This window comes from Flavipsychrobacter stenotrophus (genome assembly GCF_002954265.1).
Taxonomy (GTDB): domain Bacteria; phylum Bacteroidota; class Bacteroidia; order Chitinophagales; family Chitinophagaceae; genus Flavipsychrobacter; species Flavipsychrobacter stenotrophus.
In genome coordinates this window covers 209,751-229,287 of the sequence record NZ_PPSL01000003.1, presented here as the reverse complement: position 1 = coordinate 229,287, position 19,537 = coordinate 209,751, and the positions used below count along the sequence as shown (strand labels likewise).

General features: G+C 41.1%; 9 protein-coding genes. 5 read left to right on the top strand and 4 right to left on the bottom strand.

Annotated elements, in window-relative coordinates; translation table 11 throughout:
• Positions 1-196 precede the first annotated feature (196 nt).
• Entirely contained in the window at positions 197-8,827 is an 8,631-nt protein-coding gene (locus CJD36_RS11080; protein WP_105039240.1) for a PKD-like domain-containing protein, read from the bottom strand.
• 203 nt (positions 8,828-9,030) lie between these two features.
• Positions 9,031-11,643 (bottom strand): Ig-like domain-containing protein, encoded by a 2,613-nt coding sequence (locus tag CJD36_RS11075; RefSeq protein ID WP_161499280.1) that lies wholly within the window; start codon positions 11,641-11,643, stop codon positions 9,031-9,033.
• Positions 11,644-12,934: 1,291 nt separating this feature from the next.
• Between CJD36_RS11075 and CJD36_RS11070 the strand changes: the two genes are divergently transcribed.
• From CJD36_RS11070 to CJD36_RS11050, 5 genes are all read left to right on the top strand, one after another.
• Complete coding sequence (locus CJD36_RS11070; RefSeq protein ID WP_105039238.1) at positions 12,935-13,249, top strand: helix-turn-helix domain-containing protein; 315 nt, start codon at positions 12,935-12,937, stop codon at positions 13,247-13,249.
• Positions 13,250-13,288: 39 nt separating this feature from the next.
• Positions 13,289-13,675: an RNase H1/viroplasmin domain-containing protein gene (locus CJD36_RS11065; RefSeq protein WP_161499279.1), complete on the top strand. Its 387-nt coding sequence runs from the start codon at positions 13,289-13,291 to the stop codon at positions 13,673-13,675.
• Positions 13,676-13,701: 26 nt separating this feature from the next.
• The gene (locus CJD36_RS11060) at positions 13,702-15,123 is read left to right on the top strand and encodes a hypothetical protein (protein WP_105039236.1); all 1,422 of its coding nucleotides are present in this window, start codon (positions 13,702-13,704) and stop codon (positions 15,121-15,123) included.
• A gap of 64 nt (positions 15,124-15,187) precedes the next feature.
• Positions 15,188-15,691 (top strand): hypothetical protein, encoded by a 504-nt coding sequence (locus CJD36_RS11055; protein ID WP_133162603.1) that lies wholly within the window; start codon positions 15,188-15,190, stop codon positions 15,689-15,691.
• A gap of 58 nt (positions 15,692-15,749) precedes the next feature.
• Positions 15,750-17,075: a tyrosine-type recombinase/integrase gene (locus CJD36_RS11050; protein WP_161499278.1), complete on the top strand. Its 1,326-nt coding sequence runs from the start codon at positions 15,750-15,752 to the stop codon at positions 17,073-17,075.
• Positions 17,076-17,489: 414 nt separating this feature from the next.
• Here the strand turns inward: CJD36_RS11050 and CJD36_RS11045 are convergent, their stop codons facing one another.
• A complete protein-coding gene (locus CJD36_RS11045) occupies positions 17,490-18,995 on the bottom strand; it encodes a T9SS type A sorting domain-containing protein (RefSeq protein ID WP_105039233.1) in 1,506 nt (501 codons plus the stop codon).
• A gap of 191 nt (positions 18,996-19,186) precedes the next feature.
• Positions 19,187-19,468 carry a hypothetical protein gene (locus tag CJD36_RS11040; RefSeq protein ID WP_145959411.1) on the bottom strand — a complete coding sequence of 94 codons (282 nt, stop codon included), beginning with the start codon at positions 19,466-19,468 and terminating at the stop codon, positions 19,187-19,189.
• Between the last annotated feature and the right edge of the window lie 69 nt (positions 19,469-19,537).

The window sequence follows — 19,537 nt, the reverse complement described above, 5'->3', positions numbered from 1 at the left end:
TTCATCGGCTTTTCAATGGTTGAAGAACACACGCTGCAACTACCACCTTCCTTCGAGCAGTTCTTACAGTATTTACAGTTCTTACAAGCAGTACAGTTTTTTCCTCCTGAACATTTACCAGCAAAGGACATTGTGCTTGTCATTAATAGCAGCGATATGAATACAATCCTAGCTTTCATCTCAATTCGATTTTATACTATAGTTGAACAATTATTTTTTCCGTGGCGCGACCATGCGCTGTTACAATTGATAGCATAAATACTCCCGTTTCATTAAGGTCAACACTTATTGTGCTGTTTGTCCTAATCTCCCTTTTCAATACTTCCCGGCCTAAAAGATCAGAGACTACTAACTGTCCATTTTCTGTAAAGTCCGATGTCAGTTTTACTTTAAACTGACCGTTACTTGGGTTAGGCGATATTACCATTTTACCTACCTTACCTGAACTAATATCATTTACTAATGTTGGCACTCTTAAGTAGGTCTTCTGCATGCAGTCCTTATATGTAGTGATAACCCAGTAATACTTGTTTGTAAAGTCAGGGTTATCGTTGTAATAGTTTTGATTTGTTTCACCTGCCAAAAGTGACGAGTCTAATGTACCCACATCGTCATAACCCCACTGATAGGTCCATTCCGGATTAAACAAGCAAACAAAATCAGGATGATGGTAGATCACTTCAGGTGACATTGACGTGTAATCGCCAACAAGTACTACAAATGAATCTCTTGTTTTACAAGTATATCCTGTATATGACGAAGAAAGGGTAACCCAAGTGAAGCCAGGATACTTAAAGTTAACCAGGCAATATTGATCATCAATACCGGTAGCCCATACTTCTGCCCCAGTTGCTGTCCAGGTATATTTTATTCCGGATGGAGGAATTGAAGCTGCACCAAAATTCTGGTACATTGTTCCTGTACACAAGTATGAAGGCGACATTGTAGTAATCTTTGGAGGAGCTGGCGCCTGAGTTTCTACTAGTACATTGACGTTTTGAGTTGAAGTACAGCCAGCTGCAGATAGAGTAAATGTATACACTACAAATATGCCAGCGGTTGTGGTATTTGTCTGGCTCTCTGATATATAATTAGTACCACTCCCTACTGTAGGTAATATCCCCAGAACACTTGCCCGTGACCAAATGAAAGAAGTAAAAGGCGTAGCACTATTTGCAAGGTAATTCACAGGAACATCTGAACATGTAGTAATGTTCAAGCTACTGTTCAAAGCTGGTATAGGATTAACGATTACTGAAACAGGCTCGGTATTACTGCAACCCAAAGAAGTAACAGTCACGTTATATATTACAGTAGTAGGTAAAGCCCCATTTAGAACCAGTGTTTCATTAATACTATCAACACCATACCCTGCAACATTCGCGATGAGTGGTGCTGTCGATCTATTCCATGAATAAGAGGCACCTGGGTTACCGCTAGTCGGCAAATAATTAAATGGTGAACCGCTACAAACACTGGGAGGGTTCAACGTGCTGCTCAATGACGGAATAGGATGAACCGTAACATAAAATGTTGCGGTATCATATCCGCATGAATTCGACACAACATATCTGACAATTGACGTGCCTGCGTTGATACCATCTACCTTAACACTATCCGAGCCCAATCCAGAAGTACTGATATTGATTACTCCACTGGATGTGATATTCCAGCTTCCACCTAAGACCGTACTATGCAAAATCGCCGAGGCACCGACACAAATGCTACTTGGACCAGATATTGATCCAGCATAAGGAAGCTGTTTAACAATGACGGTATCAGTTACATCTGCAACACCACATACGTTTGTTACAGTGTAGTGAATTATAATATTCCCAAATGATAGCCCATGCAAGACACCAACGGAATTAATCGTTGCAATGCTTAAATTACTAATGCTCCAGATACCACCAATCGCAGCATCACTCAACGATATACTCGAACCTATACATACATCAGGCGGCCCAGTAATAATACCAGCAACAGGCAAAGCAATTACCGCAAGTGATTTGTGAACTGTATCTGATCCGCAGGTATTTGTAATTAAGTACTGAATTGTATCTGCTCCTGGCATTGTGCCGCTCACCAGACCAGCGCTATTGATTGCAGCATTTGTGTTGGTTATCAGCCAGGTTCCACCAGGAGTAATATCTGCCACACTGATAGAAGAGCCAACACAAACGAATGCTGGGCCAGTAATGCTGTCAATCACGGGTATTCGATCTATAAAGACCTCTAATGAATTTGTGTCACTACCACAGATATTGGAGAGTATGTAAACTGCTGTATCTAACCCATAAGAAATACCTGTCAAAACTCCTGAGCTATTAATTGCAGCATGGTTATTCTTAACTGACCAGGTACCCCCTGATACAGAATCCAAAAGTGTCGCTGTTGCAAATTGGCATACCAATTGACTTCCTGTAATAGACGAACCATTAGGTATAGAAAGCACGTGAACACTTACGCTATCAGAGGAGAAACAATTATTTAGTCCGGCCCTAACTTTATAATATCCCGAGTCGGATAACGAAACTGGATTTATTGCGGTGTTTTGAAGCGTCGATGTGTAACCTCCAGGACCGCTCCAATTAAATGATACGCCCACGGTAGTATCTGATGAGCTCAAATTTAATATTGAACCTAAGCAGACAGGTGAGTTTGTAGACAAATGCGGGATCGCTGGATTAGGGGGATCTACGAGTATTCCTGAAACGTAGTTTGAAGTACATCCACCTAAAGAGACAGTAATGTTTGTATAATTACCTGCTGTTAAGCTATCAAGAAGCAGATCACCGGAAGCGTCTGATGTCTTTACCGTTACATGGGGGATGCCATTTTTAAGGTAATTGACGTTGTAGGAGATCGAGCTTCCAACGCCCATTATTTTTATAGCCCCGCTTATACCATTACAAGTTACCGGATGTATCAGTTGCACACCACTTATTATAAACAAGTTATTTACTGTAACCGTAGCTGTCCGATAACAACCTGAGGACAATGTATAAGAAATTGTTGAATTACCCACTGCTCTAGCATATACTAAACCATTACTGCCGATGGTTGCCACAGTTGTATCACTGCTGCTCCAAAACCCACCTGAAACACTATCTGACAATTGAGATGTAGTACCAAGACACAATCCTGTTGAGCCTATGATAGATTGAGGTAATGGATTAACCAAAACTGAAATATGACTACTGCAGGCTGATAAATTAGAAAGTGTAATTGTAAGTATTCCGGGTGTGACAGGAGTAACGACATACATCACTGCGCCTGAAGAGTCAGTAAGCACTACCGGTGAATTCACGCACGCAGATGAACTACCAAAAATAGGCACTGGCAACGGATTGACTTTAATCAGATCAACGACCTGGCAACCGGTATTTGAAATAGTATAAACAATAGTATCAATTCCTGAATGCACACCAAAAACTAATCCTGAAGTACTAACAGTTGCTATAGAGGGATTGGCACTACTCCATATACCACCCGACGTTGTATTTGCCCATCCAACACTTGCCCCAACGCATACAGAGTCAGTACCTGTAATCGCATTAGGCAACGGATTTACTAATAACGTAGTTCTTGTAAGACAACCTGTCGGTAAAGTATAAGTGATCGTATCCATCCCAGTTGATAAAGCGGATACAAGACCAACAGGACTAATTGACGCAATTGAACTATTACTCGTGCTCCAGCTACCGCCAATTGAAATATCTGAGAGTAAAGATGTCAAACCAAAGCAGACAGTAGTATCACCTGTTATAGTTGCAGGCGTTGGATTAATAGTAATTACAAAAATAGCAGAACTGCCTACACAACCATTTGCAGATGGAGCTACAGTTATAGTTGATGTAACTCCAACGGAACTGCTATTAATGGCTGAAAACGACCCTATATTCCCTATGCCATTAGACGCTAACCCTATAGTGTTGTTACTATTATTCCAATTATACGTTGTACCGCTAACTAACGAACCTCCGAAAATAATTGCTGAGGTATTGAGCTGATTACAAACACTTTGGTCTGGCACCGCGGCTACTGAGGGTGTAGGGTTGACTGTTATATTGAAGCTATTAGATGCACCGTTACATCCATTTGCAAATGGGGTTGTGTTTATTGTCGCGACAACAGCAACATTTCCACTATTAGAAGCAGTAAACGCAGGTATATTGCCTACACTTGCAGCACCAATTCCTATACTAGTGTCGCTGTTGATCCAATTGTAAACTGTACCTGCAACAGAACCGCCAAATAAAGTAGATGCGACATGATCGGTATTGCATACAGTCTGACTGGTTAGAGGAAATACGATTGGCGTTGGATTTACAGTGATATTGAAGTTTTGAAAATTGCCCATACATCCATTCGCAGCAGGAGTAACCGTAATAGTCGAAGTAACAGCAACAGTCCCGGTATTATTAGTTACAAAAGATGATATATTTCCAGTTCCTGAAGTTGCCAATCCCATACCAGAAGTGTTATTGACCCAGTTATAAACAGTACCGCTTACCGGTCCACCGAAGGCGACCAATGTTGTCGTGCCTCCATTGCAAATTATCTGCCCTGAAACAGGAGACACAGATGGTGTGGGTTTAACTGCAATTGTAAAAGTCGTCGAGCTTCCATTGCAGAGATTGGCTGTAGGTGTGACAGTTATGACAGCCGTAACCATAGCGCTTCCACCATTTACGACGGAGAATGGCGATATAGACCCGGAGCCTGTTGAAGTCAAGCCAATAGTCGGATCATTATTTACCCAGCTATATGATGCGCCTGCAACATTGCTGCTGAATGACACTAATGTGGTCGGGGATCCGTTACATACAGACTGACCTGAAACTGGGGAAATACCTGGTGTTGGGTTTACCCTTATAGTAAAATTCTGCGCGGGGCCATTACATCCATTTGCAAATGGAGTAACTGTAATTGTTGAAATTGTACTTGTTGTCCCGACATTTATACCAGAGAAAGGAAAGATGTTACCCATACCTGATGTTGACAGACCAATGCTACCATTGTTGTTTACCCAATTGTAAACTGTGCCACTAACACTACCACCGAAAGCGACATTTGTTGTCGAAGCACCATTGCATATTGTCTGATTTGAAACTGGATTTACATCTGGGGTTGGCTTGACGGCTATTGTAAAGATTTGACTACTGCCATTGCATAAATTTGCTAAAGGTGTAACTGTAACCGTAGACACAGCTATAACACTTGTGGTGTTGATACCAGTAAATCCAGCTATGTTCCCCGCCCCAGTTGTCGCCAACCCGATAGATGGGTTGCTACTTACCCAATTATAGACCGTACCTGTAACTCCACCTCCAAATATGATAGGAGTCGTAGTTGTTCCATTGCAAATAGATTGGCTTGTCAATGGCACCACATCAGGTGTGGGATTTACGGTTATCGTAAAATTAAGAGGGCTACCGCTGCAAAGATCTGCTACTGGAGTGACTGTAATAGTTGAAACCGCAGCAACATTTCCTGAATTCGACCCGCTAAAAGCCAATATATCACCAGAGCCAATTGCTGGAATACCAGTAGTATTGTTGTTATTAGCCCAATTGTAAACAGTAGGAAATCCACTTATGGGAGACCCGTTAAATGATATTAAGGTAGTCGTTGCCCCATTACATACTGACTGGCTGGTAATTGGAAAAACAGTTGGGGATGGTTTTATTGTTAAGGAGAAACTCTGGGGTAAACCCTGGCAGCTATTCGCGACAGGGGTTACAATTACTGTTGATGCTACGGCTACACTACTGCTGTTTATTCCTGTAAACGAGGCGATATTCCCAGTTCCGGATGAAGCTAATCCAATACTGCTATTGCTGTTAGACCAATTATAGATGGTTCCGCTTACCGTCCCATTAAATACTATTGTTGAAGCATTAGTGTTATTGCATACTGTTTGTCCTGCCACACTCAATACTGCTGGTGTTGGTTTTACTGTGATAGTAAAATGCTGAGAACCACCTATGCAGCCGTTACCTATAGGAGTAACTGTAATTGTGGAGGTAATTGCCGAACTTGTCACATTAGTGGTAGTAAATGACCCGATACTGTCGCTCCCGGACATGGACAGTCCGATTCCTGTATCGTTGTTTATCCAATTATAAATGGTAGAAGATCCACTAACCGAGGTTCCATTAAAAATAACAGACGATGTCACATTACTGTTACAAATGGATTGATTTGAAATAGGCAAAACTGTAGGAGCAGGCTTAACAGCTATCGTAAAATTCTGGCTTGTTCCAATACATGTATTTGCACCTGGTGTTACGGTGATTGTAGATGTTACTGCCACGCTACCAGGATTAACTACAATAAATGAAGCAATACCTCCTGTTCCTGTTGAAGCAAGCCCTATACTACTATTACTATTTGACCAATTGTAAGTTGTGCCGCTTACATTGCCGCTGAATACAATTGCAGTATCAAATGTTCCATTACAAACAGTCTGGCTACTAACAGGAGCTACTGTCGGAGTTGGATTTACCACTATCGAAACTGTTTGTGGCAAACCACTGCATCCATTTGCAGATGGCGTTACAGTAATGGTTGAAGTAACTGGTATCGAAGTAGTATTTACAGAAATAAATGGTGCAATATTCCCTGTACCTGTGGAGGCAAGACCTATGCTTGCATTGCTATTTGACCAATTATATGTCGTTGGGAAACCTGAGACAGGGGTACCATTGAATAGTATATTAGAGGACATAGTGCTATTACAAACCGTCTGCCCCGCATTTGAAAATACTGTTGGGGATGGCTTAGCAGTAATAGTAAAAATCTGAGCCGCTCCATTACATCCGTCAGCCACCGGTGTCACCGTGACAGTTGACACAAGAGGCGTACTACCAGTATTTACAGCAACAAACGTACTTATGCCTCCAGCTCCTGATCCTGGTAAACCAATGCTGCTGTTGTTATTAATCCAATTATATGTAGTCGAAAAACCATTGATAGCTATCCCACTAAACAAAATAGGTGTACTAGATTGTGTGTTACATAATGTTTGATTAGCAACAGGCAGTAAAGTTGGCGAGGGCTTTACCGTTATTGTAAAAAAGTCAGTAATGCCTATACAGCCGTTTGCCGAAGGTGTAATAGATACTATTGCTGTTGCTAAGACAGTATCAGTATTAATTGTTGTGAAAGATCCAATATTCCCCGTTCCTGTTGTTGCAAGCCCAATCGCTCCGCTACTATTTGTCCAGCTGTATACTGTACCAGAAACCGCACCTGCGAAAGTTGCTGCTGTCAATGTATTATTACACACAACCTGGTCAGGCAAGTGATTTACAGTCGGTGTTGGTTTAACAGTAATTGTAAATGTTTGTGGAACACCTGTACAACTGTTAGCTATCGGTGTAACTGTTATAGTTGCCGTTACTGCAACACTCCCATTGTTGAGCGCAGTAAATGAGGTAATATCCCCTGTTCCTGATGTAGCAAGTCCAATGCTGCCGTTACTATTTGACCAATTATACACAGTACCACTAACACCTCCAGTAAAAGTAATTGGTGTAGTTGATGCATTATTGCATACTGCTTGGTTTACAACTGTAGAAACAGTAGTTGTTGGCGCAACAGTAATTGTAAAGATCTGTGACGAACCAATACATCCGTTGGCCGCGGGTGTAACCGTAATTGTCGAGGTGATTGTAGTGCTACCTGAGTTTGTCGCGGAGAACGGCCCAATGTTGCCTGTACCGGTTGATACCAATCCAATACTATTGTTGTTGTTTACCCAACTGTAAGTAGTACCAATTACAGTGCTTGTAAACGGAATTGACACGATTGTACCATTACATACTGCTACGTTAGATACCGGGGTAAGAGACGGCGTAGGTTTAACAGTTATATTAAAGCTGCTAGACGAACCATTACATCCATTTGCAGCAGGTGTAACAGTTACGGTAGATGTGATGGCAACCGTTCCTGTATTTGTCGCTGTAAAAACACCAATATCGCCCGATCCTGATGTCGGCATACCGATACTTCCATTATTACTCACCCAATTGTAAGTTGTTGGCACTCCACTTATGGGTGATCCTCCAAATGTGATCGGCGTACTTAATAAAGTATTGCACAGTACCTGGTTAGTAACGGCACTAATCGTCGGCGCGGGGTTGACAGTCAAAGTAAATATCCCTGGCATTCCACTACAGCTACCCAGTGCTGGAGTGACGGTAATAGTGGCTGTGGCAGCTACACTGCCACTATTCAAACTCGTAAACGGCAGAATATTACCAGTTCCGCTTGAACTCAACCCGATTCCGGCATTGCTATTCGTCCATGTATAACTCGCGCCGGGTACAGAACCAGTGAAGTTAACAGGCGCAGTAGCTGTATTTTTACATATCGCCTGGTCGACAATTGGATCAATTGACGGTGTAGGAGTAACGGCTATCGCAAAGCTACGTGATGCGCCGTTACAACCATTTATAGTAGGTATAACTGTAATGGTTGATGTTACAGTGACACTACTGCTGTTGATCCCAGTGAATGATGCGATATTACCTGTGCCGGTTGATGCCAGACCTATGCTGCTATTGCTATTTGCCCAGTTATAGGTAGTACCAACGACTGACCCTGTAAAGGCAATAACTGCTGTTGATGTATTGTAGCAGATCGTTTGGTTGGTTATTAGTGATACGGTTGGCAAAGGGTTAACAGTAAAATTGAAATTCAATGGGTTACCTAAGCAACCATTTGCAAATGGAGTAACTGTAATAGTGGCTGTTACTGGAAGTGTAGTGTTGTTAGTAGTTGTGAATGTATCAATATTACTTGCACCGGAATTAGCCAATCCAATATTATTATTACTATTAGACCATGTATACGTTGTTAGCGCGACAGAACTGCTGAATGTTATCGGTGTTGTTAGTGTGTTTTTGCAAGCTGATTGACTCGAAATTGGCGATAAAACGGGGGTTGGCTTTACCGTAATAGAAAATAATTGTTGCGTCCCTGGACACCCATCAGCATTGGGAGTGACTGTAAAGATTGAAGTTATGGGGTACTTCCCGAATTTATTGTGGTAAACGATGTGATATTTCCAATTCCTGATCCGGCAACACCTATTGCGCTATCGGAACAAGACCAACTATAAGCAGTGCCAGGTACTGTACCAGAAATAGAAATCAGCGTTGTCAAACTTCCATTACACAAACTCTGGTTAGATGGGACTGACACGGTTGGTGAGGGATGTACTGTGATAGTAAAGTTTTGTGAAACTCCACTGCAACCATCTGCAACCGGAGTAACGGTAACCATTGACACAATAGCTACACTACTTGTGTCTACAGCGGAATAAATGCCGATATCTCCGGATCCGCTTGTTGCAAGCCCTATGGTACTATTGCTGTTTACCCAATTATAAGTAGTTGGAGTTCCACTAATTGCAGAACCGCTAAATAATATAGGAACTGATACTGCACCATTGCATACATTTTGATTTGAAATAGCTGTAACTGTGGGGGATGGTTTGACCGTTATGGTAAAACTGATGGAGCTTCCAACACATACACCCGATGATGGTGTTACTGTAATCGTTGCGGTGAGTACGGTTGTTCCATTATTTACGCTAGAAAAGGTAGGGATATTACCTACGCCAGAAGAGGAAATCCCGATAGCAGAGTTAGAGTTAACCCAATTATAGCTTGCTGCTGTACCAGAAAAAGGCGATAAGGATACCGTCGAGCCATTACATGTAACGATGTTGCTTATTGGATTTATTGTAGGTGTAGGATTGACGACAACGACTCTATTAATAGTATTCGCGCATCCGTTGGTCCCTACGCCAGTCAATATATATGTTGTACTACTTGCGGGTATGGCTGTAATAGTTGCCGCTGTAGATGACGACAAGGATGCACTTGGCGACCAACTATAGCTGTCTGCTCCAAAAGCAGCCAACGTCGTTGCTTGGCCAGTGCAAATTGTTACTGAGGTAGGGCTTATAGATAATGTTGGGAGCGCGAGTGCCGTAATGCCAACTGTCGCTTTATTTGAACAACCGTTAATATCGGAACCCGTTACAGTATATACAGTTGTCACACTCGGATGAGCTTGCACCGTTGTTCCAATGGTTGAGGATAATGCAGTTGCCGGTGACCATATGTAGTTTAATGTGCCGGTAGCCGACAAGGTCGTATTGGTGCCAGCGCAAACTGTAGACGCAGAAGATGTGACATTAACTGATGGTAATGAATTGACGCCTATCGTTCTAATTGTTGAATTTGAGCACCCTGTACTTGTATTAGTGCCAATAACAGTATAGGTAGTTGTTACCGACGGTGTTGCCGTTACGGAAGTTCCTGTGGAATTACTTAGGCTTGTCGCTGGTGACCATGTATAGATTAGCCCAATATTGGCAAACATACCCGCGCTTTGCCCAAAGCATATCGATGATGTTGTTGGTGTAACATTAATCGTCGGTAATGGGTTAACGGTAATGTGTATTATGCGCGGACAGTTTGTCACTGGTGTAAAAGTAACTATTGCTGTTCCGGCCGATAACCCTGTCACTAGTCCAGCAGGGCTAATTGTCGCAACCGATGAGTTATTTGAAATCCAAGTACCTAGTGAGTCATTGTGTAGAGTTGACGTGTCGCCAATACATAGAATAGAGTCTCCCGCAATACGGCTTGGGTAAGGAAATACCGTTACAACAAATGACACCTGACACCCGCCTCCGGTTGAGTACACATAATTTGAGTAGTGTATCCCTAAACTATTCCCAAGATCTTGGCCCCATTGATAACCTGTGTAAGAATCGATTACGTACTTGGGAGTTCCGATACATGTCGAAACAGGCGGGAGGTGATAATCATACGGATGAACTGACATATTTGTCGTTCTATAGCAGCCAGTAGCAGGTAAAGTATATCTAAAGGTCACCTCGCCGGTATCAACACCAATAACAGTCCCAGTAATGCTATTTATTGCTGCTACAGCGTCATTGCTACCAGACCAGGTACCCCCGGCTGTACCATCAGTTAAAGTTGTTTGGACTCCAATGCAAGTTACCTGTTGTAACCCTGTTATGACAATTTCCTCCGGGGTAGGGTTAACAAGCACAAAAGAACTCGTCATGTTGCTGCATCCAAATGAGTCTGATCCTGTTACATAATATGTTTGTGATAAGTTTGGACTGGCTGAAACGACTCCTCCGGAAGTCAAATTCAACCCTGATGATGGTGACCAGCTATATGTAATGCCGCCTGTTGCGTGAAAAATTGTTGATTGTCCACTGCAAATTGTATCCATTGTAGGGCTAACGGAAACAAGGGGCAAATTTCTTATGACAACAAAGGCAGAATCCCGTAAACTTTCGCATCCATTTAGTGTTTGTGATACGTAGTAGCGTGTGGCACCTACAACTGCAGTAGACGGTATTGGCGTTAGAGTTGAACCTAACCCGCTGGTGCTAGAAGTATACCAAAGAAGTGAAGACCCTGTGGCAAAAAGAGCAGTATCGGCAGTATATTGACAGTATTCTACATTATGCACAGCGACAGGTGGTGCTGTTTCACGAACGTTAGTATATACAATAAGGACCCCTGAGTCAATAGGACTGTTCACTTTTATTCTAAAAGTATCCATGCCCACATAACTGGGCATGGGTGTATATTTAATATTAATCGTGGCCAAATTGCTGCCGGTAGAAATAAGACTAAAGGGCAAGTTATACAATGACCCGTGGGTTGGAGGTGCCTGGATTGTCCAAGTTATCGTTTCTCCAACGCCAGAGTAAGCAACAGACAAAAGTGAATCAATGACATTGTCTATCGAATTTTTACAGACAGAAAGTGTGGCCGTTGACCCATTGACAAATACAGGGACAGCTGCCTGAGTTCTGCAAATACATAATTGCAAAAGCACAAATAGCAACAACACGGTTCTGAAGATGAACTTGGCCATAGTTAGGTATAGATCGTTTTATGGGAGGCGCAAATATACACATAACAATTAGGGATATTGATAGGTATATTAAAATTAGCATCAATATTTTATGCTTGCAAGTTTTACTACTTTGAATCTATCCAATAATTATGAATGCCAGTTGTGTGAGGTTCCTACATCTGTTTAGTTCGCTGCTACCGGGTTGCTCCATAATATTTGTTCAGAAGACCCTTTGTTCGGTGGCGTTAAAATAGTGAGGTTGTAGCCTAAGTAGGGCCCGAAACATATGGTGGAAAGCCCATTTAGACACGGTGCCAGCAAATTTGGTAATTTTCCTCGTAGGGAAGATTGGTGTGCGCGATGTTTATCTTGAATTGCCATTTCTTTAACCATTGCTAGATCGTCATTATTATTTTCCGCGAATTATACGAAAGATTTATGAAAGCGCTATTTCATAAAATGCAATTGTTGTGGGTAGAGGCGAACATCCAGATATTTTCAAATTCCGAAGACATATTGCGAGAAACAAATTTCTATAGCAATAGAAAGCAAAACATTTATTTGACCCAGCGTCAGTTTGTATCCATGGCCAACTATGTAAAGTCCTGCGCAGTACATAATATATGTAATTTAACATAATATATGTGCTATTTAATCAAAATTCATGGCGAAAAAACCAGCTACGCATAACGAAGTTTAACCATATAATTAAATCTTATATGGCAAAAAACTAGGTATTATATATGAATCATTTGGTGTATTACACCTGAGATTAACAAAAAAAAGACATTTTTTAAGTGTGTACCCCCAAGTAAATGTAACCGTTAGAGGGGTAATGGGATAATGCTAGTATGGACCTCAACATTAGCATTAGAAACTGTGTGCCCAATCACCAGTTAAGAAATTTGAAAACCCTGAGAATTATACCATTTCTGGGTCTTCCTCCTCCGTTAGTACGCTACCAAATGTCAGTTCGGCAACAAAATTAGTAACACTTTAAAGACTCTTAATGATAGAACCTATTTCAGGAAGTGATATAAAAATCACTTTTGACAATTTACCATATGCAGTAGAGATACTCGCGACACACCTTGAGCGGATTGAGAAACTATTGTTGACTAACTGTGATAAGCATTCTCTTGTTGATAATGAACTTACCATTCCAGAGGCGGCTAAAATATTGCACTTAAAAACGCGAAGTTCCGTCTATAAACTCATCAATTCCGGTGAACTTCTTTCTTTCCTTTACTCGGGCCGGAGATTTGTTTTGGCATCTGAAATATTAAGATACAAAAAGGAGCAGCAGAAGCCCACCACCAAATAATCCCTAAACCTAATGTTTTTTACAATTAAAAAAAGAAATATGAAAAAGAATTTTTATGTGGTATTTAAAGGCCGCGAAACAGGCATCTTTAAGACCTGGGAAGAAACCGAACCTCTTGTCCACAGATATCCTTGTAGTAGTTATAAAGGGTATGCTAATCGGCAGGATGCTGAAAAAGCATTTAACGCAGATCAGGTCAAACGAAAGCGCAAGACCAAGGCTAAAGCAAAGAAACAGGTCCTATGGACAGACAAATTCTACGTTGCTGTCGGAGGTAATAGTCCTGCAATTTATAGCACTTTAGAAGCTGCTGAAAGTCATATGAAGGGCGACTTGAATAGCTGCTGCGAAGTTTTCTGCTTGTATGAGAAGGCTGTAGAATTTTTAGAAAAAGTTTTTGGGCTTAACGATCAATTTTGTGGTTAAGCTTACCTAATTATAAATCATATGAAATGATTGACGGCGGTAAAATAACAGCGATACTATCCAATTTCGTGGATTGGCAGGGCCAAGTAGGAATTGAGATCAGCGCCACGTTTAACGTAGCGACAGGCGAACAAATAGAACGAGTGTATAATAATGGCATGACAAAGGTTCGTGCATATACTGGGAGTTTTGAGAGATATAATTTGAAGGTGATTGAAACGGCAGAGTTCAAGAATGGAACAGAAGTCAAAACGTACGTTTTGATTATTACCGGTAGTCTACACAAAAATCATTTCTCAGGCAAGAACTATCAGCGGTTCACATTTTGGGACTTGCAAATAGAAATTCAACACCTATGTCACTCCCTTCAATTGCGGGCAGAGAATTTAATTATTCAAAACCTAGAAATAGGATTAAACATAGCGTTGCCCTGGGATGCAAGCAAGTTTATTCACCATTGCGTATTATTTCATGGTACATCTCCATTTAGAAGTTATACACCGGACAAAAATGGAGTCATTATAGGTCGGGTTGCCATGCACAGTCATTATTCCGTAAAGTGCTATGACAAAGGGCTACAAAACAACCTGAGTTCGCCATTGATGCGTTTTGAAGTTAGATGTATCAAAATGCAGTACTTATCAAAGTATAATATTCTCACTTTGGCGGACCTAACTGATCGGGATAAGATGCGTTCATTAGTCAGTATACTCTCAACGGCTTGGAATAATGTGCTGGTAAGTGATAGAGATGTTGATACCAATTTACCATCTCTTTCAGTCGCAGACCGGGCGTTACTTGTCAACGGTCGCCACCGCCGATTCTGGGAGCAACTTCATGCATGTAATAGAAGCCTGTTCAATAGGCGACGAATAAAGTTTAAAGAGTTGAACCGGAAGCATTCTGCTACAAATGCACATCAAAATATCAGTAAATTGATTATCGAAGAGTGGGATAGTTTGTTTCTAGATGGAACATTTTTACCGGTTGCGAAAATAGGTAGTGACGATGGCAGGGAGAACATTCCTACCATTAAGATAAAGAGTAAGTCTGTTCTCAATCATATACTCAAACAACCTTCCATACCAGCACCTATAACACCCCTAAAATCGATAACACCAATAAGCGGCAATGAAGGGAGAATAGCTGAAAAGGATAACATCAATCAAGACAAAATTGAAGTCGAAGAAGCAATCGACATCGATACGCCGGAAGTGCTCGAAAACTTGACAACAGAACAATGCCTCCAAGAAAACCAGGAACACGACAACCGAGCACCAATTGAACTAACTGCAAAAGCGATCAATACTGCTGCTCCTATAAGGCAAGAACAAGTTTCAGCAACACTTGAAAAGCAAGGTAGGCAGGCAATGATGCAACGGCTAAAGACCACCCTCAGGTTGGTAGCAATAACGCTCAAAAGGCTTTTGCTACGCCACGGTAAATAGCAGTCGGAACCCAAATCAAAACAATTATAAATAAAGTAAGAAAAACATCAAAACAGGTTAAAAAATGGAAAAATATAAACATACGCTTGGCGGACAAAAAGTCCTTTGCGGAAAGTGCGGAAGGATGACGCTGACATTGTTCATCGTAGTAAAAACAGGGAAGCCTGTGGATGCAGATGCAAAAGTAGGATGGTGCAATTGCGGATATTCCTACACACCGCGACAATATAGCATTCATAAACATTACTGGATGAAAGACAATAACATAAAAACAAACCAAAAAATGCAACAAATAGTGAATCAAATGAGTACTACGCCAATACGGGGTAAAAGCAATTACAGAGTGGTATCTTTTAGAGATAAAATGCCTGTGTTCTGTTTTATAACTAATCGTAGCAAGTCATTAAAAGAACAATTCTCAAAATCCAAGGGCTTTAAGGATTTGGAGAAAGCAATTAAATATTTCATAAACCAAGCAGAAAGATTCATGAAGCGGCAGGAGCTTAATATTGAGGTAAGCAAAATTAGAGCGCTAGACGAAAAAAATAAAAAATTACAAATGTGGTAACACGTGACTGCACTTAAAGCCTTAATTACAAATACAGTAGAAGTAAAACCAGTTGTCAGTGAAGAAAATCATTTTTTATTTTACCCTTGATACTACCTTTAAAGAAGGTGTAGACTACCGCTCCCTTAAAGAGCAGCGAAATGCCGGTGTGAATATCGATGAATACTATTATCCAAAGGAAACCGGTATTTATCTTTCTTGGAGTATCAATGGTAAATATTTCAAAGTGGCGATTGGTCACAATATTAAGCCTGCAGAATGGGATTATAACAAGCGTTGCCCGCTACGTAAGCACAAATATTTTATGGAGCTCAACACATTGCTCAATAAATTTAAGTCTGCTTGCGAAAAGAATTACTTACACATGCGAACAAATGATTTGCCGATCAACCCAGACAGCGTGCAGCAGATGGTGAAAGCCTCCCTCAACAGCTACGTTGTCGACAGTAGGCGCATTTTGGAAGTCTACAATGAATTTCTGGCCGAAAAGGAACAGCTGGTAAAATCAAGCACTATCACTAAATATAACTCAACAATGAAATCATTGAAAGCGTTTGAAAAGACAAACTATGAGCTCAATTTTGAAAACATAGCAACAATGAAGTTCTACACTGATTTTAGAGTTTATTCAATCGGGGTGCTGAAGCATCTCAACAATACCATTTCAAAAAGTATACAAAACATAAAAGCATTTTTGCAATGGTGCTTTGACCACTCAGAGCATTACATCCGGTCAACTGAGTTTAAGCGGTTTAGGTGCGAGGGAGATTATTCTGAGCCAATCTTCCTGACTATTGAGGAAGTCAGGCTAATGGAAAAATATAATCCAGAGGAATCTAAGGGGCTGTTATTATCTAAGGAAATCTTCCTTTTCCTGTGTTACACCGGGCAAAGAATTTCCGATATAATAGCATTGCGAAAAAGACATATAAAGATCAAAAGTGGTTCTGGAATGGAATGGGAATTATACCAGGAGAAAGGAAATAAGAGCCGGGCGGTGTATATTCCTATAGTTGAAAGTGCAAGAATAATCCTGGAAAAGTATATGGATAGGGCTGGTGCCGACGATTATATTTTCCCGCGACAGTCACCGGTAGTAACGAATAGGAACCTTAAAAAAATAGGACAGGCTGCAGGCCTTACAGATGCTACTACAAAAGTAAATTTCAGTGGCAAAGCGAAGCGAGAAATATGTCAACCCAAATACCATTTTCTTACAACGCATGTAGGAAGAAAGACCTTTATCACTCTGCTTAAACAACATAAGTTCACCGACATAGAGATCCAATCTATCAGTGGGCATTCGAGCTACAAGGAAATGCTCCCTTATATTGGTGTTGATCGGCAGGCAGTGAAACAAGGAATGGAGAAGATGTTTGGTTAATCGTTCGAAAGACTTAGACGGCCATCGCCACCGATCGTTTCTACGGGACAAAAAATGAAGTGTTTCCATCCTGCGTCCGACGCGGTGCAGGATGGAATATTTCGGCCCTAATATAGACTCGGACATTATTGTAGCGACTACTTCAAGAAAAGCAAATCCTATTGATGTAATAAATCGTATTCGAAGAAATTACAGCATTCTTTACTTTGATAGTACAATGAAATCAATTTTCCTGAGTTTATTCAGGTTGTTTAAATCGTCTATGTCGCCACTTAATAACTCGATTTCAATTTGATCAATTTAACCTTCTATGAGACTATTTGATGCATTCTACAAAAATCACTAAGCGCCAATCAAGATGAGCTTGCAGGTTTCCAATTTAGTCAGAAAAACTACGCCGAACCAGGGAACGCATTAATATTTCACCACTTTAATAGCACCGCTGTTCCTGTTTTTACCTGACAGCCTTATGTAATAAATGGCCGGCGGCAGTTTTGTGATATCGACATTAGTAAAGGCACCGGTGAGGGGTGACGACAACGCGATCTGTCCAAGTGTATTTATTATTGAATATGATTCGTAAACATCAACAAAGGTGTGTATTGTTACAGCACCGTTGGATGGTACCGGTGTGACCTCGGCTTCGGCCTCACAGTTTTCGACCAATATTCTTTTCTCTACATAACAGCCAGTGGGCATAGTGTAGCGAACAGTACTTGCGCCATTTTCAAGGCCCGTCACCAGCCCATCTCCTTCAATTTTGATATTAGCCGACGGGGATGCGCTCCAAGTACCAGCCGGTGTATTATCAGCTAACATGCTTGAATAGCCGACACAAATACTATCGGGAGCTGTTATTGCTGTTGGTTTGGGTGAAATATGCACATTAAAAGAGGAGTATGTTGCTCCGCATTCGTTTTCAATACGTACCTTGATGGTATCATCCCCTGCCGATATAGCGTGGACAACCGCCGTTAGATTGGGTGTGTGCCATAATATGCTTACAGTATCGTATAGCGAATTATTCAGAATATTGAATCCGCTATTAGGGGCAACAATTGAATCTAAACTTCCTTCACATAGAGACATTTCACCAGGCAATACCGTTGTGAAACGCGGTTTATCTACTACCTGTACAGCCATGCTATAGGTACTAATGCCACACATGTTTGCAGAGATATTTGTTACGGTATCACGTCCGAGCCTTTGTCCCCATATAAAACCGCCACCGCCGATGGCTACAGCTCCATTCCTGGCGAACAACTGTCCTTCACACAAAAAATCTGTAGTACCGCTTGTAGCCGATACACCTGCACCTAAACACACGGTAGAACCCCACATGCTGTGAAGTTCAAAATAGGCATTAGGTTGAGGCAAAACGGTTACAACTTTCTCTGCAGTATCGGCGCCACAGATATCAGCAACTATATAAAATACCGTATCCTGTGCGAAATTCGAACATTCAAAATAGTTAGCGGCAACACCCGTCACCACTCCATTTTCAACTGATGCATGATAGTTACTCGCTAACCATGTACCACCGACAACTGACGCAGTAAGATGAATGGTATCGGCCGGGCAAATACTATCAAGACCTGAAATTGTAACTGCCGTTGGAAATGTGTGAACGTCTACTATTATGGGATTAGAACTTGTATAAATTGTATCGTGCGCTGCATTGACCAGCGAACAGGCAATAGTATCTGAGTTATTGAGTGCACTACTTATATACACCGGAGCATCGGCACCAACATGAATATTGTTTTTTTTCCATTGATAATGTAATGAAGATCCGACGGCTGATGCAGTGAACGTAATGGTGGTTCCTGAACAAACAGTAGTATCGGAAGCTGCAATAGAAATGGTTTGCGCTGAAACCCAGAAAGGTAATAGAAGGAATATAGTTAATAGTCGGTTCATAATATCTATATAGAACTAATCAAAGATATAAATAAAACAAAAGCTACCGATGAGATTCGGTAGCTTTTGTCTTTATAATGAGCAGTAACTTAATTAGACTTTGTATTCATCATTTTCTTACCTTCTATGTCGACGAGTATGGAGTCATTCGAAGTGATATGGCGACCAAGGTGTGTGCTTTATCCTGTTAGCTAACACAGCTGGCTTTCTAGTATGCCGTTTACCATGTCTTTTCTTACTACGTCATATCTTGTACCCTTGTAATAAAATTCTTTGTTGCTGTCAACCCACGTAATATCCTTGTTGTCGTTGATGTTGCTAAATGGCGTGAGAGAGGATGATCCTGCAGAGGATACTATGCTACTGATATTAAGTTGAATATGCTGCTGCTGTAAAGATAAGATCAGTGTATACCCGCCCATAATGGCGATGGTAATCAATAATAAAAAGTATATCGTGACTATTTTTTTCAAAGTGACATTAGGATTATTATGAGCCAAATGTAAAAAAATATCTGGCATTTACAGAACTAGTGAAAGCAA

What these genes read in the sequence shown, in the direction of transcription:
- CJD36_RS11075 (WP_161499280.1), bottom strand. Translation starts at nt 11,643, where the DNA reads ATGCCCAGTTATGTGGGCATGGATACTTTTAGAATAAAAGTGAACAGT.
- CJD36_RS11070 (WP_105039238.1), top strand. Translation starts at nt 12,935, where the DNA reads ATGATAGAACCTATTTCAGGAAGTGATATAAAAATCACTTTTGACAAT.
- CJD36_RS11065 (WP_161499279.1), top strand. Translation starts at nt 13,289, where the DNA reads ATGAAAAAGAATTTTTATGTGGTATTTAAAGGCCGCGAAACAGGCATC.
- CJD36_RS11060 (WP_105039236.1), top strand. Translation starts at nt 13,702, where the DNA reads ATGATTGACGGCGGTAAAATAACAGCGATACTATCCAATTTCGTGGAT.
- CJD36_RS11055 (WP_133162603.1), top strand. Translation starts at nt 15,188, where the DNA reads ATGGAAAAATATAAACATACGCTTGGCGGACAAAAAGTCCTTTGCGGA.
- CJD36_RS11045 (WP_105039233.1), bottom strand. Translation starts at nt 18,995, where the DNA reads ATGAACCGACTATTAACTATATTCCTTCTATTACCTTTCTGGGTTTCA.